Source organism: Amycolatopsis sp. NPDC033938, assembly GCF_055575975.1.
Map to the genome: position 1 here is coordinate 204,973 of NZ_JBVIRO010000003.1, position 21,119 is coordinate 226,091.

General features: G+C 69.5%; 19 protein-coding genes. 8 read left to right on the top strand and 11 right to left on the bottom strand.

The genetic code is table 11. The features are described from left to right. Positions 1-71: 71 nt before the first annotated feature. Positions 72-2,882, bottom strand: coding sequence for an aconitate hydratase AcnA (gene acnA, locus ACZ5ZX_RS10910; protein WP_465501802.1), 2,811 nt, complete (start codon positions 2,880-2,882; stop codon positions 72-74). A 341-nt stretch (positions 2,883-3,223) separates the two neighbouring features. Here acnA and ACZ5ZX_RS10915 point away from each other — a divergent pair, with 341 nt between their 5' ends. The 5 genes from ACZ5ZX_RS10915 (at position 3,224) to ACZ5ZX_RS10935 (ending at position 8,248) form a co-directional block, all read left to right on the top strand. Beyond that, positions 3,224-4,573, top strand: a complete 1,350-nt coding sequence (locus ACZ5ZX_RS10915) for an NlpC/P60 family protein (protein ID WP_465501803.1) — start codon at positions 3,224-3,226, stop codon at positions 4,571-4,573. 3 nt (positions 4,574-4,576) lie between these two features. Further along, the gene (gene mobA, locus ACZ5ZX_RS10920; protein ID WP_465501804.1) at positions 4,577-5,119 is read left to right on the top strand and encodes a molybdenum cofactor guanylyltransferase; all 543 of its coding nucleotides are present in this window, start codon (positions 4,577-4,579) and stop codon (positions 5,117-5,119) included. Positions 5,120-5,246: 127 nt separating this feature from the next. Then, positions 5,247-6,317 (top strand): AAA family ATPase, encoded by a 1,071-nt coding sequence (locus ACZ5ZX_RS10925; RefSeq protein WP_465501805.1) that lies wholly within the window; start codon positions 5,247-5,249, stop codon positions 6,315-6,317. A gap of 69 nt (positions 6,318-6,386) precedes the next feature. Beyond that, on the top strand, positions 6,387-7,271 hold the full coding sequence (locus ACZ5ZX_RS10930) for a DUF58 domain-containing protein (protein WP_465494975.1): 885 nt from the start codon (positions 6,387-6,389) through the stop codon (positions 7,269-7,271). After that, the gene (locus tag ACZ5ZX_RS10935; RefSeq protein ID WP_465501806.1) at positions 7,268-8,248 is read left to right on the top strand and encodes a VWA domain-containing protein; all 981 of its coding nucleotides are present in this window, start codon (positions 7,268-7,270) and stop codon (positions 8,246-8,248) included. Before ACZ5ZX_RS10930 ends, ACZ5ZX_RS10935 begins: the two co-directional genes overlap by 4 nt. An 86-nt stretch (positions 8,249-8,334) precedes the next feature. On the opposite strand, the gene ACZ5ZX_RS10940 is transcribed toward ACZ5ZX_RS10935, so the two are convergent. After that, entirely contained in the window at positions 8,335-8,796 is a 462-nt protein-coding gene (locus tag ACZ5ZX_RS10940) for a tRNA (cytidine(34)-2'-O)-methyltransferase (protein ID WP_465501807.1), read from the bottom strand. A gap of 111 nt (positions 8,797-8,907) precedes the next feature. Here ACZ5ZX_RS10940 and ACZ5ZX_RS10945 point away from each other — a divergent pair, with 111 nt between their 5' ends. Next, complete coding sequence (locus ACZ5ZX_RS10945) at positions 8,908-10,503, top strand: alkaline phosphatase D family protein (protein WP_465501808.1); 1,596 nt, start codon at positions 8,908-8,910, stop codon at positions 10,501-10,503. On the opposite strand, the gene ACZ5ZX_RS10950 is transcribed toward ACZ5ZX_RS10945, so the two are convergent. From ACZ5ZX_RS10950 to ACZ5ZX_RS10975, 6 genes are all read right to left on the bottom strand, one after another. Then, the gene (locus tag ACZ5ZX_RS10950) at positions 10,491-10,922 is read right to left on the bottom strand and encodes an acyl-CoA thioesterase (RefSeq protein WP_465501809.1); all 432 of its coding nucleotides are present in this window, start codon (positions 10,920-10,922) and stop codon (positions 10,491-10,493) included. The genes ACZ5ZX_RS10945 and ACZ5ZX_RS10950 overlap by 13 nt on opposite strands. Before the next feature lie 67 nt (positions 10,923-10,989). After that, entirely contained in the window at positions 10,990-12,282 is a 1,293-nt protein-coding gene (locus tag ACZ5ZX_RS10955; RefSeq protein ID WP_465501810.1) for an alpha/beta hydrolase family protein, read from the bottom strand. A gap of 100 nt (positions 12,283-12,382) precedes the next feature. Beyond that, complete coding sequence (locus ACZ5ZX_RS10960; RefSeq protein WP_465501811.1) at positions 12,383-13,324, bottom strand: TAXI family TRAP transporter solute-binding subunit; 942 nt, start codon at positions 13,322-13,324, stop codon at positions 12,383-12,385. Continuing rightward, positions 13,321-14,724, bottom strand: coding sequence for a sensor histidine kinase (locus ACZ5ZX_RS10965; RefSeq protein WP_465501812.1), 1,404 nt, complete (start codon positions 14,722-14,724; stop codon positions 13,321-13,323). The genes ACZ5ZX_RS10960 and ACZ5ZX_RS10965 overlap by 4 nt, the downstream gene beginning before the upstream one ends. A gap of 3 nt (positions 14,725-14,727) precedes the next feature. Further along, positions 14,728-15,396: a response regulator transcription factor gene (locus ACZ5ZX_RS10970; protein ID WP_465501813.1), complete on the bottom strand. Its 669-nt coding sequence runs from the start codon at positions 15,394-15,396 to the stop codon at positions 14,728-14,730. 10 nt (positions 15,397-15,406) lie between these two features. Next, the gene (locus ACZ5ZX_RS10975) at positions 15,407-16,765 is read right to left on the bottom strand and encodes an MFS transporter (RefSeq protein WP_465501814.1); all 1,359 of its coding nucleotides are present in this window, start codon (positions 16,763-16,765) and stop codon (positions 15,407-15,409) included. A gap of 191 nt (positions 16,766-16,956) precedes the next feature. Here ACZ5ZX_RS10975 and fabG point away from each other — a divergent pair, with 191 nt between their 5' ends. Continuing rightward, on the top strand, positions 16,957-17,661 hold the full coding sequence (gene fabG / locus ACZ5ZX_RS10980; RefSeq protein WP_465501815.1) for a 3-oxoacyl-ACP reductase FabG: 705 nt from the start codon (positions 16,957-16,959) through the stop codon (positions 17,659-17,661). A 49-nt stretch (positions 17,662-17,710) separates the two neighbouring features. Beyond that, a complete protein-coding gene (gene fabI / locus ACZ5ZX_RS10985) occupies positions 17,711-18,478 on the top strand; it encodes an enoyl-ACP reductase FabI (RefSeq protein ID WP_465494922.1) in 768 nt (255 codons plus the stop codon). A gap of 309 nt (positions 18,479-18,787) precedes the next feature. Here the strand turns inward: fabI and ACZ5ZX_RS10990 are convergent, their stop codons facing one another. The 3 genes from ACZ5ZX_RS10990 to ACZ5ZX_RS11000 all read right to left on the bottom strand — a co-directional run bounded on the left by ACZ5ZX_RS10990 (position 18,788) and on the right by ACZ5ZX_RS11000 (position 21,034). Further along, the gene (locus ACZ5ZX_RS10990) at positions 18,788-19,192 is read right to left on the bottom strand and encodes a nuclear transport factor 2 family protein (RefSeq protein WP_465501816.1); all 405 of its coding nucleotides are present in this window, start codon (positions 19,190-19,192) and stop codon (positions 18,788-18,790) included. An 8-nt stretch (positions 19,193-19,200) separates the two neighbouring features. Then, positions 19,201-20,379, bottom strand: coding sequence for a Cmx/CmrA family chloramphenicol efflux MFS transporter (locus ACZ5ZX_RS10995; protein WP_465501817.1), 1,179 nt, complete (start codon positions 20,377-20,379; stop codon positions 19,201-19,203). Positions 20,380-20,449: 70 nt separating this feature from the next. Further along, complete coding sequence (locus tag ACZ5ZX_RS11000) at positions 20,450-21,034, bottom strand: TetR/AcrR family transcriptional regulator (RefSeq protein WP_465501818.1); 585 nt, start codon at positions 21,032-21,034, stop codon at positions 20,450-20,452. Positions 21,035-21,119 lie beyond the last annotated feature (85 nt).

The following is a 21,119-nucleotide window of genomic DNA, read 5'->3' on the forward strand; positions in this document are numbered from 1 at the left end:
CACGGTACCGAAAATACGTGAAGGCCCCTTTCCCTTAAGGGCGGGGAAAGGGGCCTTCACGTGTGGACTGCTTACGCCTGGGTCATCTTCCGCAGGACGTACTGCAGGATGCCGCCGTTGCGGTAGTAGTCCGCCTCACCCGGGGTGTCGATGCGGACGTCCGCGTCGAACTCCACCTTGGTGCCGTCGGTCTTCGTCGCGGTGACGTGGACCGTGCGCGGGGTCTCGCCCTCGTTCAGCTTGGTGATACCCGAGATGTCGAACGTCTCGGTGCCGTCGAGGCCGAGCGACGCGGCCGACTCGCCCGCCGGGAACTGCAGCGGGATGACGCCCATGCCGATCAGGTTCGACCGGTGGATGCGCTCGAACGACTCGGTGATCACCGCGCGCACACCCAGCAGCGAGGTGCCCTTGGCCGCCCAGTCACGCGACGAACCGGAGCCGTACTCCTTGCCGCCGAGGACGACCAGCGGGATGCCCTGCGCCGCGTAGTTCTGCGCCGCGTCGTAGATGAACGCCTGCGGGGCGTCGTCCTGGGTGAAGTCGCGGGTGTAGCCGCCCTGCACGTCGTCCAGCAGCTGGTTGCGCAGCCGGATGTTCGCGAAGGTGCCGCGGATCATGACCTCGTGGTTACCGCGACGCGAGCCGTAGGAGTTGAAGTCCTTCTTCTCCACGCCGTGCTCGGTCAGGTACTGCGCGGCCGGGGTGCCCGGCTTGATCGCGCCGGCGGGGGAGATGTGGTCCGTGGTGACCGAGTCGCCCAGCTTCGCCAGCACGCGCGCGCCGGAGATGTCGGTGACCGGGGACGGCTCCGCCTTCATGCCTTCGAAGTACGGGGGCTTCCGGACGTAGGTGGACTCCGCGTCCCAGTCGAAGGTCTTGCCCTCGGGGGTCGGCAGGGACTTCCACCGCTCGCCACCGTCGAAGACGTCGGCGTAGTCCTTGGTGAACATCTCCTGCGTGATCGCGTAGTCGATGGTCTCCTGGATCTCCTTGGCCGAGGGCCAGATGTCCTTCAGGAAGACGTCGTTGCCCTCGGTGTCCTGGCCGAGCGGCTGGTTCTCGAAGTCGAAGTCCATCGTGCCGGCGAGCGCGTAGGCGATGACCAGCGGCGGCGACGCGAGGTAGTTCATCTTCACGTCGGGGTTGATGCGGCCTTCGAAGTTCCGGTTGCCCGAGAGCACCGAAACCGCGGTGAGGTCGTTCTCCTGGATCGCCGCGGAGATCTCGTCCGACAGCGGGCCCGAGTTGCCGATGCACGTGGTGCAGCCGTAGCCGACCAGGTGGTAGCCCAGCTTCTCCAGGTACGGCCACAGGTTGGCCTTGGTGTAGTAGTCGGTGACGACCTGCGAACCCGGCGCCATCGAGGTCTTGACCCACGGCTTGACCGCGAGGCCCTTGTCGACCGCGTTGCGGGCGAGCAGCGCCGCGCCGAGCATGACCGACGGGTTGGAGGTGTTGGTGCACGAGGTGATCGAGGCGATCACCACGGCGCCGTGGTCGAGGACGAACTCGCCGCGGTCGGAGGTGCTGACCTTGACCGGCTTGCTCGGGCGGCCGCTGTGGCCGTTCGCCGCCGACTGGATGTCGACCGAGCCCTCGTCCTTGAACGAGAGGGCGGCCGGGTCACTGGCCGGGAAGGACTCCTCGACGGCCTCGTCGACGTTGGTGTGCGGGGTGTCCTGCTCGCCGCCGACGTAGTCGTGGATCGACTTGCGGAAGGAGTTCTTCGCGTCGGTGAGCTCGATGCGGTCCTGCGGGCGCTTCGGGCCGGCGATCGACGGGACGACCGTCGAGAGGTCCAGCTCGATGTACTCGGAGTACTCCGGCTCGTGCGACGGGTCGTGCCAGAGACCCTGCTCCTTGGCGTAGGCCTCGACGAGCGCGACCTGCTCTTCGGACCGGCCGGTGAGCTTGAGGTAGCGGACGGTCTCCTCGTCGATCGGGAAGATCGCCGCGGTGGAGCCGAACTCCGGGCTCATGTTGCCGATGGTGGCGCGGTTGGCCAGCGGCACGGCGCCGACGCTCTCGCCGTAGAACTCGACGAACTTGCTGACCACACCGTGCTTGCGCAGCATCTCGGTGATGGTGAGCACGACGTCGGTGGCGGTGACGCCGGTGGGGATCTCGCCGGTGAGCTTGAAGCCCACGACCCGCGGGATGAGCATGGAGACCGGCTGGCCCAGCATGGCCGCCTCGGCCTCGATGCCGCCGACGCCCCAGCCCAGCACGCCGAGGCCGTTGACCATCGTGGTGTGCGAGTCGGTGCCGACACAGGAGTCGGGGTAGGCCTGGCCGTTGCGGGCCATGACCGTGCGCGCGAGGTGCTCGATGTTGACCTGGTGCACGATGCCGGTGCCCGGCGGGACGACCTTGAACTCGTCGAAGGCGCCCTGGCCCCAGCGGAGGAACTGGTAGCGCTCGCGGTTGCGCTCGTACTCGATCTCGACGTTGCGCTCGAAGGCGTCGGCGCGGCCGAAGACGTCGATGATCACCGAGTGGTCGATGACCAGCTCGGCGGGAGCCAGCGGGTTCACCTTGTCCGGGTCGCCGCCGAGGTCGGTGACGGCCTCGCGCATGGTGGCGAGGTCCACGACGCAGGGCACGCCGGTGAAGTCCTGCATGATCACGCGGGCGGGGGTGAACTGGATCTCGATCGACGGGTCCGCCTTGGCGTCCCAGTTGCCGAGCGCGCGGATGTGGTCGGCGGTGATGTTCGCGCCGTCCTCGGTCCGCAGCAGGTTCTCGAGCAGGATCTTCAGGCTGTAGGGAAGGCGCTCGGAGCCCTCGACCTTGTTCAGGCGGAACACCTCGTAGGAGGCGTCGCCCACCTTCAGCGTGTCTTTGGCGCCGAAGCTGTCCTTGCTGGCGGGTGCAGTCACTTCTAACTCCAGTGGCGGGTCAGTTCGGTGAGTTCTCCAGGCCGTTCGGGCCGGCCGGGAGCGAGTCTTGCGCACCCCCACCGTAGGTCCGGACGCGGGATGGCACACCTCGTTCGTCCCTTAAAACAGTACGCCCGTCCTTTTTACCTGGCAAGCCGCCACGCCGGTCATGAACGTCTCATCGGCCTGCGTCCGTTCGAGTGAGGAAACGTTCGTCTGTTCGTCCCCCGTTGAGGGGAAATGGTGCCTACGGTGTGTAAGTTCCTGGTGGTGCTTCTGGTAATGCTGTGACAGCAGTGGCACAGTGAGCTCGTTGTTCAAGATCAGGAGGTGGGCGGATCGTGCGTGGTGAAACCGGGTCTCGGACCGGTGCCCGCCGTGGCGTGACCATCGGCGCGCTCGGTTTCGCCCTGTTGCTCGGGGTGACGGGCACGGGCCTGGCGGTGCCGCCGCCCCCGCCGAACCCCAGCGACTCCGAAATCAACTCGAGCAAGGCCGAGGCCAACGCCAAGGCCGGCGATGTCGGCAGGCTCACCAACCAGCTCGCGCAGGCCGAATCGAAGCTCGCTCAGCTCAACGACGAAGTCGAGCTGAAGATGGAAGAGGCCAACAAGGCGAGGGTCGACGCGGAGACCGCGCAGGACGCCGCCGCGCAGGCCGACCGGGAGGCGCGGTCCGCGCGCACCGAGTCCGACGCCGCGCAGGCCGCCATCGACAAGGCCCGCGCCGATCTCGACAAGTTCGCCGCCGCCAGTTTCCAGCAGGGCAGCACCATCGGTTCGGTCTCGGCGTACCTCACCGCCGACAGCCCCAAGGAACTGCTCGGCCGCGCGCAGCTGCTCGACGCGGTCGGCGGCAGCAGGCTCAACGCGCTCGACACGATGAAGCGCGCGCAGACGGAGAAGTCCAACAAGGACGCGACGGCTCGCAAGAAACTGGAGATCGCGCAGGAGCGCAAGCGCGAAGCCGAGGCGGCCAAGCACGAGGCGGACAACGCCCAAAGCGCCGCTCAGCACGCGCAGGACACCCAGGAGACGCAGAACGGGCTGCTCGAAGCCGACAAGGCGAACGTCGAGAAGCAGCTTTTCGAGGCCCAGCAGAAGGTCAGCGGCCTGCAGGGGCAGCGCCAGCGTTACGAGGACTGGAAGGCGCAGAAGGCCCGCGAGGACGAGGAACGCGCTCGTCAGGCCGCCCTCGCCGCGTCCAGGCCGAGCCAGGGCGGCGGCGGTCGTCCGTCGGGTAGGCCCGTCCAGTCGGCTCCCGCCGGGGCGAGTGTCGAAGCCGTCGTGCAGCGGGCGCTGTCGCAGCTGGGACTTCCGTACGCGTGGGGCGGCGGCAACACCTCCGGCCCGACACGGGGCATCCGCGACGGTGGCACGGCGGACCGCTACGGCGACTACATGAAGATCGGCTTCGACTGCTCCGGGCTGATGATCTACGCCTTCGCGGGGGTGCGGGCACTGCCGCACTACAGCGGGTACCAGTACGAGGCGGGCCGGAAGGTGCCGCTCTCGCAGATGCGCCGCGGCGACATGCTCTTCTGGGGCGGCAGCGCGCGGGGTATCCACCACGTCGCCATGTACCTCGGGAACGGCCAGATGGTCGAGGCACCCCAATCGGGTCTGCGGGTGCGGATCGCGCCGGTGCGCTACGGCGGCATCATGCCGTACGCGACCCGTTTGATCGGCTAGGCGGTGGCGTACGCGGGGATCGTACTGGCGGGCGGTGCCGCGCGCCGCCTGTCCGGTGTGGACAAACCCGCGTTGCCCGTCGGCGGGAAACCCTTGATGGCAAGGGCCTTGGCCGCGCTCGCCGACGCGGATCCGGTGATCGTCGTCGGTCCGGAGCGGCCGGGTTTCGGCGACGTGCGGTGGACTCGCGAAGCTTCGCCCGGAGCTGGTCCGGTCGCCGCGCTGGCGGCGGGACTCGCCATGGTGCGCACGGAGATCGTCGTAGTGCTGGCCGGTGACCTCGCCGGGGTCCGGAAGTCCACTGTGGATCGGCTGGTGGCTTCGCTCGGCGCCGCCTCGGGTGCGGTACTGGTCGACGGCTCGGGGGAGCGGCAGTGGCTGCTCGGTGCCTGGCGCGCGGAGGCGGTGCGGTCGGCGTTGCCGGAGCGGGTCGAGAACGCGTCGCTCCGGCGGACGCTCGGCGGGCTGGACATCGTCGAGGTACCCGAGGAGCCGGGCGAGAGCGACGACATCGACACGCCGGAGGATCTGGACCGGCTTTCTTAGCCGGGATGGCCCCTTCACAGCCGTCATACCGGTGGTCCGGTTGGCTACCTTCACGAACGGCTGTGCCACCGACCACTACGGTCACATCCGGACGCAAGAACGCAAGCGGGGAACACAGGAGGCACGAGTGACCGAGCCCGGCTACGCCGACGGCGCGCAGCAGCAGCCCGGAACGCCGGCGCGGGACGCCCAGTTGCTGGAGCGGACCGTGTTCGAGGTCAAGCGGATCATCGTCGGCCAGGACAGGCTGGTCGAGCGGATGCTGGTCGGCCTGCTGGCCAAGGGTCACCTCCTGCTCGAAGGTGTCCCCGGTGTCGCGAAGACCCTCGCCGTCGAGACCTTCGCGCGAGTGGTCGGGGGCTCGTTCTCCCGCGTGCAGTTCACCCCGGACCTGGTCCCCGCCGACATCCTCGGCACCCGGATCTACCGGCAGGGCGCCGAGCGGTTCGACGTCGAGCTGGGCCCGGTGGTGGCGAACTTCGTGCTCGCCGACGAGATCAACCGCGCGCCGGCGAAGGTGCAGTCGGCGATGCTGGAGGTGATGGCGGAGCGGCACGTGTCGATCGGCGGGCAGACCTTCGAGATGCCCGACCCGTTCCTCGTGCTCGCCACGCAGAACCCGATCGAGAACGAGGGCGTGTACCCGCTGCCCGAGGCGCAGCGCGACCGGTTCCTGTTCAAGATCGTCGTCGAGTACCCGACCGCCGAGGAAGAGCGGGAGATCATCTACCGGATGGGGGTCACCCCGCCCACCCCGCAGGAGGTGCTCTCCCCGGGTGAGCTGGTCCGTCTGCAGGGCGTGGCCTCGCAGGTGTTCGTGCACCACGCGCTGGTCGACTACGTCGTCCGCCTCGTGCTCACCACCCGCACCCCGAACGACCACGGGCTCGCCGACGTCGCGGGCTGGGTGTCCTACGGTGCCTCGCCGCGTGCCAGCCTCGGCATCATTGCCGCCTCGCGGGCGCTGGCGCTGGTCCGCGGCCGGGACTACGTGCTGCCGCAGGACGTCGTCGACGTCGTCCCCGACGTGCTGCGTCACCGGCTCGTGCTGTCCTACGACGCGCTTGCCGACGGCGTCCCCATCGACCACATCATCACGCGGGTGCTGCAGACCGTGCCGTTGCCGCAGGTCTCGGCCCGTCCGCAGGGCGGCACCGGGCAGGGCGGCCCGGTCCCGGCAGGCGTACCGGTCAGGTAAGGAACTCGCGTGAAGAACGAGAAGGGCGAACGTCCTTCCTGGGCTCCGCCGGTACTCCGCGGGGAGCGGATGGAGGCGGGCCTGCGCACGCTCGAACTCGACGTGCGCCGCCGTCTCGACGGTCTGCTGCAGGGAAACCACCTCGGCCTGGTGCCAGGACCGGGTTCGGAACCGGGCGAGGCCCGGCCGTATCAGCCCGGCGACGACGTCCGCCGGATGGACTGGGCGGTCACCGCGCGGACGACGAGCCCGCATATCCGGGAGACCGTCGCCGACCGTGAACTGGAGACGTGGCTGGTGGCGGACGTGTCCGCGAGCCTCGACTTCGGTACCGCGCTGTGCGAGAAGCGCGACCTGGTCGTCTGCGCGACGGCCGCGGTCGCCCATCTGACCGGTGGGGGCGGTAACCGGATCGGCGCGCTCGTCACGAACGGGGCGGGCAGCATCACGCGTATCCCGGCGCGCGGCGGTCTTCCGCACGCGCGGGGACTGGTCCGCAAGATCGCCGAAACCCCGCGTGCCGAAGTGGGTGTCCGCGGGGATCTCGCCGCGGCCCTGGAGAAACTGCGCCGTCCGCCCCGCCGTCGTGGGCTCGCCGTCGTGATCTCCGACTTCCTCGGTGACACGGAATGGCAGCGCGCGTTGCGTGCCCTCGGCGGGCACCACGACCTCATCGCCATCGAAGTCCTCGACCCGCGCGACATCGACCTGCCCGACGTGGGCACCGTCGTGCTGGCCGACCCGGAGACAGGGAAACAGCGCGAAGTGCACGCTTCGGCCTTGCTGCGCAAGGAATTCGGCGCCGCGGCGCACGCACACCGGCAGGAGGTCGCGGCCGCGCTGCGCCGCGCCGGTGCCGCGCATCTGGTGCTGCGCACCGATTCGGACTGGATCGCGGACATGGTCCGGTTCGTGGTGGCCCGCAAACGCCGCTGGTCCGGTGGTGTCGCGTGAGCCTCACCGGATTCGCCTCGCCGTGGTGGTTCCTCCTGCTGCTGGCGGTCGCCGCGGTGGCCGTGGGCTACGTGCTCTCCCAGCGCGCGCGGCGCAAGCGCACCATGCGGTTCGCCAACCTGGAACTGCTGGACAAGATCGCGCCGAAGAGCCAAGGCTGGGTGCGGCACGTTCCCGCCATCCTGATCGTGCTGTCGCTGCTGGTGCTCACCGTCGCCCTCGCCGGTCCGACGGCCGAGCAGAAGGTGCCCCGCAACCGGGCCACCGTGATGCTGGTGATCGACACCTCGCTGTCGATGGAAGCGACCGACGTCGCGCCGACCCGGCTGAAGGCGGCTCAGGAGTCGGCGCGCTCCTTCGCGCAGAACATGACGCCGGGGGTGAACCTCGGGCTGATCTCGTTCGCGGGGACGGCGACCGTGCTGGTCGCGCCGACCACCGATCGCGGCGGTGTCGTGAAGGCGATCGACAACTTGAAGCTCGCGCAGTCGACGGCCACCGGTGAAGGAATCTTCGCCGCGCTGCAGTCGATCGAGAGTTTTTCGGCGATCGTCGGTGGCGCGGAAGGCCCGCCGCCCGCCCGGATCGTCCTGATGAGTGACGGCAAGCAGACGGTCCCGGACGATCTGTACGCACCGCGAGGCGGTTACACGGCCGCGCAGGCCGCCAAACAGGCACAGGTGCCGATCTCGTCGATCTCGTTCGGGACCACGCACGGCTCGGTCGACATCGACGGCAAACCCCAGGACGTGAAGGTCGACGACGAGTCGCTGGAGGAGATCGCGCGGCTTTCGGGCGGCGACTTCTACAAGGCGGCCAGCGCGGACGAGCTGAAGCGCGTGTACAACGACCTCGGCGAGCAGATCGGTTACGAACTGAAGGACGCCGACGCGAGCCGTCCTTGGGTCATCATCGGGACTTTGGTGCTGATGATCGGCGCCGCCGCTTCGCTCTTCCTGGGGCAGCGGTTACCCTAGTTTCACCTACCGCGCGTGCTATGAAAGGTCCTTTCCTTGCAAAATTTGCAAGGAAAGGACCTTTCATAGCACTTGGACCAGGCGGCTCACGGGGTCGCGAAGCCGTTCTGCCGCCAAGCCTCGTAGACGCTGATCGCCGCGGTGTTGGACAGGTTCAGTGACCGGCTCGACGGCAGCATCGGCAGCCGCACCCGATCGGTCACCTCGGGGGCCGACTGAACCTCAGGAGGCAGCCCCGCCGACTCCGGCCCGAACATCAGCACGTCCCCGGGCTCGTACGCGACGTCGGTGTGCAGCCGCGTCGCCGAAGCGCTGAACGCGTACACCCGCGCGGGGAGCAGCGCCGCCCACGCCGCGCCGAGGTCCGCGTGGACGTGGACGCGCGCGAGGTCGTGGTAGTCCAGCCCGGCGCGCCGCAGCTGCTTGTCCTCCAGTGTGAAACCGAGCGGCTCCACCAGGTGGAGTTCGCAGCCGGTGTTCGCGGTCAAGCGGATCGCGTTACCCGTGTTGGGCGGGATTTCGGGGCGGTAGAACAGGATGCGGAACACGAGGGTTGATCGTCTTTCGTTCACGGTCGCTTCGCCTGAGCGCGGCCGGGTGGCCATCAAACCGGACGAGCATGAGGCCCGCCCGTGACCATCCCACCACAGGAGGGCTTCATGCCTTCACTCCCTCATCCCCTGTCGCGGCGCCGCTTCCTCGGTTATGGCTCCGCCGGTGCGGCCGCCGTCCTGCTGGGGACCGGTGCCTGGAACGCCGCCGGTGCGATGCCGCTCGCTCGCGGTGCCGGTAACCCGTTCACCCTCGGTGTCGCGTCGGGCGATCCGTTGCCCGGCGGTGTCGTGCTCTGGACCAGGCTCGCGCCGAAGCCGTACGAGGCAGACGGCTTCGGCGGAATGTCGCGGACGCCGGTGCGCGTCGAGTACGAGGTCTCGGTCGACGAGCGCTTCCGCGGCGTGATCCGCCGGGGCTCCGTGGTCGCCACGCCCGAACTGGGCCATTCCGTGCATCCCGAGATCCACGGTCTCGCGCCGGACCACCAGTATTTCTACCGGTTCCGCGCGGGCGGCGAGATCTCGCCGGTCGGCCGCACCCGGACCGCGCCCGTCGCGTGGTCGTCGCCGCGCGAGCTGAACTTCGCGTTCGCGTCGTGCCAGAACTGGGAGGCCGGGCACTTCACCGCGTACGAGCACATGGCGGCCGAAGACCTCGACCTGGTCGTGCATCTGGGGGACTACCTCTACGAAAGCGGCGTCACGGGCGTCGGTCGCGGGACGCCGGTCGGGCCGCAGTTCAAGGGCGAGACGTTCGACCTCGCCCGCTACCGGCTGCAGTACGCGCTCTACAAGTCCGAGGCGCCGCTGATGGCCGCGCACGCCGCCTTCCCGTGGATCCACGTCAACGACGATCACGAGGTCGAGAACAACTGGGCCGGCGACCTCTCCCAGGCCGACAACGAGCCCGACCAGGACCCGGCCGTGTTCCGCCAGCGCCGCGCCCAGGCGTTCCAGGCGATGTACGAGCACCTGCCGTACCGCATCGCCCAGCTGCCGAAGGGACCGGACGCTCGTCTGCACCGGCGCCTGAGCTACGGCACGCTCGCCGAGTTCACCATGCTCGACACCCGCCAGTACCGCGACGACCAGCCCTGCGGTGACGGCCAGTCGGCGAACTGCACCGAGCGGTTCGACGAGGACCGCACCCTGCTGGGCGCGGAGCAGCGGAACTGGCTGCTCGACGGCTTCTCCCGATCCCACGCGCGCTGGCAGATCCTGGGCAACCAGGCGCCGATGGGCCAGACCGACACCGACGCGGGCGCCGCCACCAACGTCTACCTCGACCCGTGGGACGGCTACGTCGCCGACCGCGACCGTGTGCTCGCCGCGGCGCAGGACCGCGGGGTGCGGAACCTGGTGGTCATCACCGGGGACCGGCACCAGAACTACGCCTGGGACCTCAAACGCGACTTCGGCGACCCGGGTTCGCCCACCGTGGCGAGCGAGTTCGTCGGGACGTCGATCACCAGCGGCGGCAACGGCGCCGACATGACCCCGGCCGGGGAGAACCTGCTGAAGGCCAACCCGCACATGAAGTTCTTCAACAACCAGCGCGGCTACGTCCGGGTGAACGTGAACCGGCAGCGCTGGCGCAGCGACTTCCGGGTGGTGCCGTACGTCAACACCCCCGGCGCGCCGATCAGCACGCGGGCGAGCTACGTCGTGGAGGACCGGCGCCCCGGCGTTCAGTCCGCCTGAACGGGCAGGAGGGCGGCGTACGCCTCGCGCACGGACGCGGGTGGCGCCGCCTTCCTCAGCGTCACCGGATCGACGAAGACGTAGCGCGTCTTCACCTCCGTGCACAGGGTTTCGCCGCGGCGGACCTCGAAGTCGACGATCAGCGACGTCGTCCCGAGATGGTCCAGGAACACGGCGATGACCAGGTCGTCGTCGTAGCGGCACGGCGCGTGGTAGCGGAGGTTCGATTCGGCGACCACGAGGTCTGCGCCGTGCTCCAGCGCGTTCTTGTGGGAGCCGAAGAGGGTTTTCTCCACGTCGAACATGGCCATGTCGACGTAGGCGAGATAGTGCGCGTTGAAGACGATGCCCTGCCCGTCGCATTCGTGGTAGCGCACGCGCAGCGGCATCTCGACGATCGGTTTCCGTGGTTCGGTCACCTGGCCAATTTACGTGAAGGACCCCTTCCCTCGGCTGAGTCGAGGGAAGGGGTCCTTCACGCGTATGTCAGTCGATGAAGGCGACGTCCGGATGGCGCGGCGACTCGCGGTCGAACAGGTGCCTGTCCCGGCCTTTCAGGTGCAGGTCGAAGAAGGCGCCGATGTAGTCGCGTTGCGCGGCGATGGATCGGCGCGGATCGATCGTGCCGATGAGTGCGCGCACCTTCTCCGGTTTGACGAGCGAGGCCAGCTGCGGGACGACGGCCTGCAGGTCGCTGTAACCCATGTGCGCGCTCCCGCGCAGCAGCAGATCCCGTTTCCAGCCTCGCTGGTTCCCCCAGAACTCGACCCAGCTGCGGTCGTAGGGATTCGCGTGCGTGTGCTCCACGGGCTTGCCGGTGACCGGATCGGTGAGTTCCGAGCCCATCAGCAGGAACGGCCGGTCGAGTCCGTGCTTGACGACCTCGCCCGGCACGTACGGGGTGCCTTCCGGGAAGCCGAACGCGCTCGCGAGCGCCCCGTCGAGGTTGATCCCCGCGTCGACCCGGCGGTCGTGGTACATCGTCTCGCCGGAGGTGAAACCGCCGTAGGAATGCCCGAACATGCCGATGCGGGAGAGGTCGAGCGCCCGGTCGAGGCCACGGGGCAGCGCCCGGTGCTCGGCGTCGGGGTTGACGCCGTGTGCCAGAAGAGTCAACTGGTCGAGGACGAACCGGCTGTCCGCCACCCTGGCGTCGATGGCCGTCTTCATCGTCGCGGGATCCAGTTCCCGTCGCGGGGCCTGCTCGATCCGGCCGCCGGGGAACTCGACGGCCATGCTCTCGTAGGTGTGCGAGAGCGAGACGACGACGTATCCGCGGCTCGCGAGATCGTCGGTGAGGACGGTGTCGAATTCCCTCGGCACGGAGAAGCCGGGCGAGAACACGACGACCGGACGCGGACCGCCCCACCGGCTCACGGGTACGCCCGTGCGCGCGTGACGTTTCGCGGACGCCCAGTCGATCGAGCCCGGCGGGACGTCGAGGTAGGCCGGGCTGTTCAGCCCGTCGTCCAGTGTGTCGGCCATGGCGTCGCTGAGCCAGGGCGCCCGCGGTCCGTCGCCGTGGCGGTCCGCGGGATAGGTCACCGTGGCCATGAGTTCGCGGCGGCGGTCCGGTTTCCAGGGATCGGGCCGGGCGCTGTCGACCAGATGGAGTTCGGTGGTGCCGATCGCGTGGTCGCCGGTCGGCGCCGGTGTGGTGAACCGGATCGGCTCAGGCTCTGCCGCCGCGGCGGGGGCCGCGGCCGCGAGTCCGGCGGCGACGGTCAGACCGGCCAGAAGCGCCGAACCCCGCACCACCCAGGTGTGTCTCGATGACACTGCTGGAGTCCTTTCGGATCGAGGCGGCCCGGTGGCCGCCTTCTTCCGACCCTGGCAGCGCCCCGGTGCGACGCGCATCCCTCTCGAGGTGGAGTCCGGATCACCCGTGCAGGGCACGGTAGGCCGCCGCGGCCCCGGGGTGCAGCGGCACCTTGCCGGTGCCGATCAGCGTCCGGACGTCGAGGAACTGGGTCCCGACGGCCGGTGCCGGGATGAGGTCGGCGGCGTGTCCGGCCAGGGTGCGCGCCACGGCGGCGGCGACGTCCTCGGGCAGGGAAGGCGCCGCCAGCAACAGGTTCGCGACGCCGATGGTGCGCAGCTCGCCGACTCCTTGGTAGGCCTGCGACGGAACGTGGACCTGGTCGTACACCGGTCCGTAGGCCGCGCGCAACGCCGGGAGGTGCGCGTCGAGGGGGAGGAGGGTGATCGCGGTGGTCCGGTTCAGCTCGGTCAGCGCGGGGGTCGGGATGCCACCCGACCAGAGCAGGGCGTCGATTTCCTGCGCCACCAAAGCGTTGATCGCTTCTCCGAGGAGGAGGTTCTTCGGTTTCACCGGGACTTCGGCCCTGGCGAACAGCCGGGTGCTGAACACCGCCACGCCGGACCCGTTCGCGCCCATGGCCACCGGCCGCCCGGCGAGATCGGCGAGGGATCGGACGCCGCCGTCCGCGCGCACCACGAGCTGGTGATAGTTCTCGTAGACCCGGCCGATGGCCGAGAACGCGATCGGGACGGTGAACGGATCCGAGCCGGTGAAGGCGGATTCGGCGACGTCGCCGAGGACGAGCCCGAGATCGGCCCGGCCGTCCCGCAGCCGTCGCAGGTTCTCGACGCTGGCCTCGGTCGCGACGGCCGTCGCGCGCAGCCGCGGTTCGGCCCGGTTCAGCTGCTGGGCCAGCAGTTCCGCGAAGGCGAGGTAGAAACCGCCGCTCTCGCCCGCCGCGATGACGACCTCTCGCTCCGGCCCTTGATACCCCGCTGTCGAGCAGCCCGCGAGGGTGGCGAGCCCGGCGAAGATGGCGGTGCGCCTGGTGACGGTCATGGCGTTCCTCCCGTGGCGAGAGGGAGTTCGACGCGGACTTCGAGCCCGTGCGGTTCTGCCTGGCGCAGCTCGAGTTTCCCGCCCCTGGCGAGCACGTGCTGGTTCGCGATCGAGAGCCCGAGCCCCGTTCCCCGCGGCGCGCCGTCGCCACCGGCACGCCAGAACCGTTCGGTCGCGCGTTCACGGTCCTCTGTGGACAGTCCGGGTCCGTTGTCGGAGACGAAGACCGTGGCGGTCGTTTCGCCGGTCTCGTAGCCGGTGGTGATGGTCGCGCCCCGGCCGGCGTAGTGCACCGCGTTGTCCAGCAGGACGTCGAGCACTTGGGCCAGGTCGCTTTCCGGGCAGCGCACGGTCACCGGCTCGTGATGGCCCCGCGCGGCCGCGAGGTCGACCCTCGCGTCGTCGGCCGACGGACGCCACGCGTCGATCCGTTCCGCGAGCACGGAAGGAAGATCGCAGGGTTCGTCGCCGGCTTCGCCCGCGGCCAGCCGGGTCGCCGCGCTTTCGGCGAGCGCCAGCGCGAGCAGCCCGTCGAGCAGGGATTCCAGGCGTTCGACCTCGGCGACGGTCGCCCGGTAGGCCCGCTGGCCGTCGCCGTCGACCTGCGCGGCCAGCGAATCGACCCGCAGGCGCAAGGCGGCCAGGGGATTGCGCAGCTGGTGCGACGCGTCCGCGACGAGACGGCGTTGCTGTTCCGACGCCTCGACGACGGCGTCGGACATGCGGTTGAACGACGTCGCGAGCGACCGCAGTTCCCTCGGGCCCGTCCGGGCGGGGACCTGCGCGCGATGTCCCTCGGTCACCGCCTGGACACCGGTCTCCAGTTCGTGCAGCGGCCGCACCATCCACCGCGCCAGCAGGACCGCGAGCAGCACGAACACCGCCGCCACCAGTACCGCGCCCGCGACGATCGCGGCCCAGCCGGCGGCGACGTCGGCCGCGGCGGTCGCCACGGACGCGCGGAGCACGACCACGCCCGCCACCCGTGTCCCGGTGCCGACCGGACGGGCGAAGTAGACCGGATCGGCCGACCACGGGCTCAGCTGTTCGGGGCCCTTCGCGGGCTGGTTGCGCAGGGCGGACTCGACGAGCGAGCGCACCACCGGCTCCGCGGCCGCCATCCCGCCGGTCTCCACCATCGGCATACCGCGCGCGTCCACCACGACGACGGCCTCGCCGTATAACGACGAATACCGCGCCGCGTCGACCGCCAGCGCGGACAGGTCGTCGGTGTCCACCGCCTGCTGGGCGAGGACGACGAACCGGTCGACGTCGGCGTTGCGGGCGATGACCAGTTGCTGGGTCCGCTGCGCCGCGGTCGAGCCGAACAGCGGGATCGCGAACGCGGCGACCACGGTCAGCGCGAGCGCCACGAGGACGACCAGCAGGCGGGTGCGCACCGGTCAGTCCCGGCCCAGCCGGTAGCCGAAACCCCGGATCGTGGTCAGCAAGCCCGGCCTGTCGAGTTTCGCCCGCAGCTGGGTCAGGTGCACGTCCAGCGAGCGGGAGACGGCGAGGTACGCGTCGCCCCAGACCTCGTCCATCAGCTGCTGACGGCTCACCGCGGTTCCCGGGCGCGCGGCGAGCACGGCCAGGACGGCGAATTCCTTGGTGGTGAGCCCGATGTCCTTCCCGGCGACCAGCACGCGCCGCGCGCCGAGGTCGATCTCGACGTCCTCGACGTGGACGACGCCGTCCTTCGGCGCGGCCGAGACGGCGGCGCGGCGGACGACCGCGTCCATCCTGGCCAGCAGTTCGGCCAGCCGGACCGGTTTGGTCAGGTAGTCGTCGGCGCCGAGCCGCAGCCCTCGGACCACGGAACGCTCGTCCCCGCTCGCGGTGAGGACGAGCACCGGCACCGGTGAGACCTGCCGGACCTTCCTGAGGACGTCGAGCCCGTCCATGTCGGGAAGGTTGAGATCCAGCAGGATCACGTCGGCCGCGCGATGCCGGTGCAGCGCGTCGCTGCCGCGGATCGCGTGGGAGACGGTGTGGCCGCGCGCCTGCAGCGCTTCGGCGAGCGCGTCGGCGACGCCGGCGTCGTCCTCGACGAGCAGCACCCGCACGGCCACACCTTCCCGCCTAGCCTTCGCGGCCGGACACGAGCTCGGGCTCGGGCTGCCTCTTCTTGTCCAGCTCCGAGGTCTTCGAGGTTTCCCGCATTGTGCCGTACACGATGAGCGACACCAGGACACAGCCCGCGACGTAGTAGAAGAACACCGATTCGTGACCGGCGCCCTTCAGCGCCTGCGCGATGAGCTCGGCGGTGCCGCCGAAGATCGCCACGGTCAGCGCGTAGGGGAGCCCGACGCCGATGGCGCGGATCTTCGTCGGGAACAGCTCGGCCTTCACGATCGCGTTGATCGAGGTGTACCCGGTGACGATGACGAGTCCGGCCAGCATCAGCAGGAACGCGAGCACCGGTTCCTTGGTCCCGCCCATCAGCGTCATGATCGGGACGGTCAGCAGCGTGCCGGCGATCCCGAAGAACATCAGCAGTGGGCGGCGGCCGATGCGGTCCGACAGCTTGCCCGCGAACGGCTGCAGGATCGCGGCGACGAGGATCGCGGAGAACAGGATCAGCGTGACGGTCCGGCGCGGGATGCCGGCGGTGTTCTCCATGAACTTCTGGCTGTAGGTGGCGAAGGTGTAGAAGGACACCGTGCCGCCGAGGGTGAGACCGACGACGAGCGCGATCTCCTTGGGGTACTTGATCAGCGCGCGCAGCGTGCCCTTGTCGCCCGCCGCCTTGCCGGTGCCGGAGGCCTTGGCCTCCTCGAAGCTGGCCGACTCGTCCATCCCGCGGCGCAGGAACATCACCACGACCGCGGCCAGCGCGCCGACGACGAACGCGATCCGCCAGCCCCACGAGGTCAGCTGCTGCTCGGTGAGGATGGCCTGCAGCAGCAGCTGGAGGCCGAGTGCCAGCAGCTGGCCGCCGTACAGCGTCACGTACTGGAAGCTGGAGTAGAAACCGCGTTTGCCGGGAGTGGCCACTTCGGACAGATAGGTCGCGGAGGTGGAGTACTCACCGCCGACCGAGAGTCCTTGGATGAGCCGGGCCACCAGCAGCAGGATCGGCGCGGCGATCCCGATGGTGGCGTAGGTCGGCGTCAGCGCGATCATCAGCGACCCGGCCGCCATCAACGTGACGGAAAGCACGAGTGCGCTTCGCCGCCCGAACCGGTCGGCGAACCGGCCCAGCATCCAGCCGCCGAGCGGCCGCATGAGGAACCCGACGGCGAACACCGCCGCCGTGCCGAGGAAGGCCGCCGTGGTGTCCTTCGTCGGGAAGAAGGATTTGGCGAAATACGTGGTGAAGGCGGCGTAGGCGTACCAGTCGTACCACTCGACCAGGTTGCCGATCGAGCCGCGCAGCACGTTGCCGACGACTCGCCTCTCGCTTACGGGCGGCGACGGTTCACCGATCCGGGTTGTCATCTTTGACCTCCTGTGTTCCGGCTCACGGTGAACAATCCGTGACGGCCGGGCAAGAGTTCGGCCCGGTTCCTAACATCCGCTTAGGACGGTCGCGGTTACTCGGAGGTAGCGGTGGCGCGGCTCCGGCCGGTCCCGGGTGAGCCGATAACCTCAGTGCGTCAGCGGGACGAGGACGAGGCGAGGAGAGCTAAGTGGGACGGTCGGTACTGGTCACCGGCGGCAACCGCGGCATCGGTTTGGCGATCGCGAAGGACCTCGCGGCGCAGGGGCACAAGGTCGCGATCACGCACCGCGGTTCCGGCGCGCCCGAAGGCCTCTTCGGGGTGCAGGCCGACGTCACGGACGCCGAGCAGATCGACGCCGCGTTCAAGCTCGTCGAGGAGCACCAGGGGCCCGTCGAGGTCCTGGTCGCGAACGCCGGGATGACCGATGACACCCTGCTCATGCGCATGAGCGAGGACCAGTTCACCCGCGTGGTGGACGCCAACCTCACCGGCGCCTACCGGGTCGCCAAACGCGCCTCGCGCGGCATGCTGCGCGGCAAGTGGGGCCGCTTCATCTTCATCTCGTCCGTCGTCGGCCTCACCGGTTCCGCCGGCCAGGTCAACTACGCGGCGAGCAAGGCGGGCCTCGTCGGTCTCGCCCGGTCGCTGGCCCGCGAACTGGGCTCGCGCAACATCACCTCGAACGTCATCGCCCCGGGCTTCGTCGCCACGGACATGACCGACGAACTCGGCGAGGACCGCAAGAAGGAGATCCTCGCCCAGGTCCCCTCCGGCCGGTACGCCGAGCCGTCGGAGATCGCCGCCGCCGTCCGTTACCTCGCCTCCGAAGAGGCCGGGTACGTCAACGGCGCGGTGCTGCCGGTCGACGGCGGCCTCGGCATGGGCCACTGACGTCCCCCGTTTTTCCCGTACTGCTCACCCACTCCGGACTGGAGGTCCCGTGCCAGGACTGCTCGAAGGCAAGCGCCTGCTGATCACCGGCGTCATCACCGACGCCTCGCTCGCGTTCCACGCGGCCAAGATCGCGCAGCAGGAGGGCGCGAAGGTCGTGCTCACCGGCTTCGGCAGGCTGTCGCTCGTCGAGCGCATCGCCAAGCGTCTCCCCGAGGAGGCGCCGGTGCTGGAGCTGGACGTCACCAACCAGGAACACCTCGACTCGCTCGCCGACCGCGTCCGTGAGCACGTCGACGGTCTCGACGGTGTGCTGCACTCGATCGGGTTCGCCCCGCAGTCCTGCCTCGGCGCGCCGTTCCTGGACGCCCCCAGCGAGGACGTGAAGGTGGCCGTCGACGTCTCGGCGTACTCCTTCAAGGCCCTCGCCGTGGCGACGCTGCCGCTGCTCTCGCGCGGTGCGTCGATCGTCGGCATGGACTTCGACGCGCGTGTCGCGTGGCCCGCCTACAACTGGATGGGCGTGGCGAAGGCCGCGCTGGAGTCGGTCAACCGGTACCTGGCCCGCGACCTGGGACCGCAGGGCATCCGGGTCAACCTGGTCAGCGCCGGTCCGATGAAGACCATGGCCGCGAAGTCGATCCCGGGCTTCGCGGATCTGGAGAACGGCTGGGGCGACCGCGCTCCGCTCGGCTGGGACAGCTCCGACCCGGACCCGACGGCGAAGTCCGTCTGCGCCGTGCTGTCGGACTGGCTGCCCGCCACCACCGGCTCGATGATCATGGTCGACGGCGGTCTGCACGCCACCGGCTTCTGAGGTCTTCCCCGCGCGTGGCGGCCCCCTTCCGGGGCTAACGCCGGGGTTCGCGCCCGAGTGTGGAGGATTTGGGACGTTCAACGTCCCAAATCCTCCACGCCCGAACCTTGCAGGTACCAGTGATGTCACATCCGGACCATCAAGAGCGGCGCTGATCAGCAACTCTGTGACTTTGCCGGGACCCTGACTTTCAAGGTAGGGGGTGAGGTTCGGACGCTGCCGCGATGAGTTGTCTCATGCGCCTCGCCCGGGACGATCAGCGTCTCAAGTGTGGCGCTCGCGACCCTGTCGCGGCCGCCGCCGTCCCCTTCAGGGGAGGACGGCCTGGGCCACGTGCCAGGAGTCTTCGAGCAGCAGGTACTTGGTGATCAGGCCGTCGTCGTTCACCTCGAACTGGATGGTGAAGGCCGTCTCGATCACCTTGCCGGTGCTGCGGATCGTCGAGCGCAGACGGCCGACCGCGACCGCGTGCGGCCCGTCGACGAGGAGGCGTTCGACGTCGAACCGGTCCTTGACGAGGCCCTTGTCGAGCAGGTCGTAGAACTCGCGGATCTCCGCCGGGTTCCGGCGCGGGCCGATCCAGGGCACGAGGTCGGTCGCGCCGGGGATGTCCCACGCGACGTCTTCGGCGAAGAGTTCCGAGGCGCCGTCAGTGTCCCCTGTGGACATTCGGCGGAAGAACTCGGCGAGGGTTTCTTCAGTGCGTTCGGACATTGTTCTCCTTACTGGGTAACGGGTTCGCGGACCAACCGGATGTCGTCGGTGCGCTGGACACCGGCGGCGAAAGTGAGGGCGAGCATCGTGGCGACGCCGAGGCCGACGCTCACCCACGCGACGCTGGGGTAGCCGAGACCGGCGTCGATCGACTCACCGCCGAGCCACGGGCCGACGGTGTTGCCGACGTTGAACGCCGCGGTGGTGCTCGCGCCGACGAGGGTGGGCGCGTTGCCCGCCACGGCGAAGGCGCGCACGTTCAAGGCGGGGTTGACGCCGAATCCGGCGACGCCGAACAGGAAGACCGCGAAGATCGCCAACGGGGTCGCCGGACCGGACACCGCGAGCAGGACCAAGGCGAGCAGAGCGAGGGCCAGGCCGCCGTAGAGCGTCAGGAACGGCTTCGCGTCCGCGAGGCGGCCTCCCACGGTGATCCCGATCAGGGCGCCGAGACCGAACAGGGAGAGCACGCCTGGGACCCAGCCTTCGGGTAATCCGGCGACGTCGGTCAGCAGTGGCGCCAGGTAGCTGAACGTCGCGAAGATCATCGCCTGCGCGAGGGCGATCACGCCCAGCGCCAGCCAGAACCGGCCGCCGCGGTAGAGCCGCAGTTCGGTCGCGATCTCGGTCTTGGCGCCGTCCTGTGTTTCCGGGACGAGGGCGAAGACGCCGATCAGCGCGATGACGGTCAGCGCCGTGACCGCCCAGAACGCCGCCCGCCAGCCCGCGTGCTGCCCGAGGAAGGTGCCGGCGGGGACGCCGGCGATGTTCGCGACGGTGAGTCCGCCGACCAGGATGGCCAGCGCGCGCCCGCGTCGTTCGGCCGGGACCAGCGCGACGGCGGTGGCCGCCGCGACCGCCCAGAACCCGGCGCAGGCGACCGCGCTGACGACGCGGGTCGCGAACAGGAGCGGGTAACCCGAACCCAGCGCGCCGACGACGTGCGAAAGCCCGAAGACGACGAGCAAACCCATCAAGGTGGCGCGCCTCGGCACGCGCAGGGTGGCGATCGCGAGCAGGGGAGCGCCGACGACCATGCCGATCGCGAAGGCCGAGATGAGCAGCCCGGCTTCGGGGATGCCGACGTTCAGGTCGGCCGCCATCCCCGGCAGCAGGCCGGTGATCATGAACTCGGACGTGCCGAGCGCGAACACGCTCAGCCCGAGCACGCAGACTGCCAAAGGCACGGGACTTCCTCCAGGTTTTGTATTGATCGGTTCAAAATGTGGGCAGCGTCGCATGCGGGTTCTGCCGGGATTACTTCGCGGCGATCGCGTCCAGTGCGATGTTCGCCACGGCTTCCATGGCCGCCCGGCCGGATCCGCGCCGGGACATCAGCCGGAGCCCGGCGACGGTGCTGTGCGCGAATTCGGCGAGGTCCGCGGGCTTGCGGGTCCTGTCGACCGTCCCGTCGTGCTGCCCCTCCAGGGCGACGGACGTGAGGAGTGCGAGGTGTCGTTTCGTGTCGGCGTCGATCCGCGCCTTGACCTCGGCGTCGCGATCGCCGAACTCGGCCACCGTGTTGACCACGAGGCAGCCGCGGCCGTGGGTCGCGACCTCTTCGTCGATGGTGTACGAGAACAGGGCCCGGAACCGCTCGATGCCCGTCTCGGCCTCTTCCAGCAACGCCGTCCTGGAGGCGATGCCGCGTTCGGCGTAGTGGTCGAGTGCGCGCATGAACAGTTCGTGCTTGCTGGCGAAGGTGTTGTAGATACTGCTGCGGCCGAGGCCGGTGGCCTCGCAGAGGGCTTGGGTGGACGTGCCCTCGTAGCCGCGAAGCCAGAACGCGTCCATGGCGCGTCCGATCGCGGTGCGCTCGTCGAATTCCTTCGGCCTGGCCATGGAAACGACCGTACCAGGTTTTGGATCGACTGGTTCAAAACGGGCCGGGTCAGCGTGCGGGGCGCCACAGCGGCAAGATGTCAGG

Bases quoted from the DNA above. Each gene is read 5' to 3' on its own strand.
- ACZ5ZX_RS10930 (WP_465494975.1), top strand. From the start codon at position 6,387: ATGGAGGCGGGCCTGCGCACGCTCGAACTCGACGTGCGCCGCCGTCTC.
- ACZ5ZX_RS10945 (WP_465501808.1), top strand. From the start codon at position 8,908: ATGCCTTCACTCCCTCATCCCCTGTCGCGGCGCCGCTTCCTCGGTTAT.
- ACZ5ZX_RS10960 (WP_465501811.1), bottom strand. From the start codon at position 13,324: ATGACCGTCACCAGGCGCACCGCCATCTTCGCCGGGCTCGCCACCCTC.
- ACZ5ZX_RS10975 (WP_465501814.1), bottom strand. From the start codon at position 16,765: ATGACAACCCGGATCGGTGAACCGTCGCCGCCCGTAAGCGAGAGGCGA.
- ACZ5ZX_RS10990 (WP_465501816.1), bottom strand. From the start codon at position 19,192: ATGTCCGAACGCACTGAAGAAACCCTCGCCGAGTTCTTCCGCCGAATG.
- ACZ5ZX_RS11000 (WP_465501818.1), bottom strand. From the start codon at position 21,034: ATGGCCAGGCCGAAGGAATTCGACGAGCGCACCGCGATCGGACGCGCC.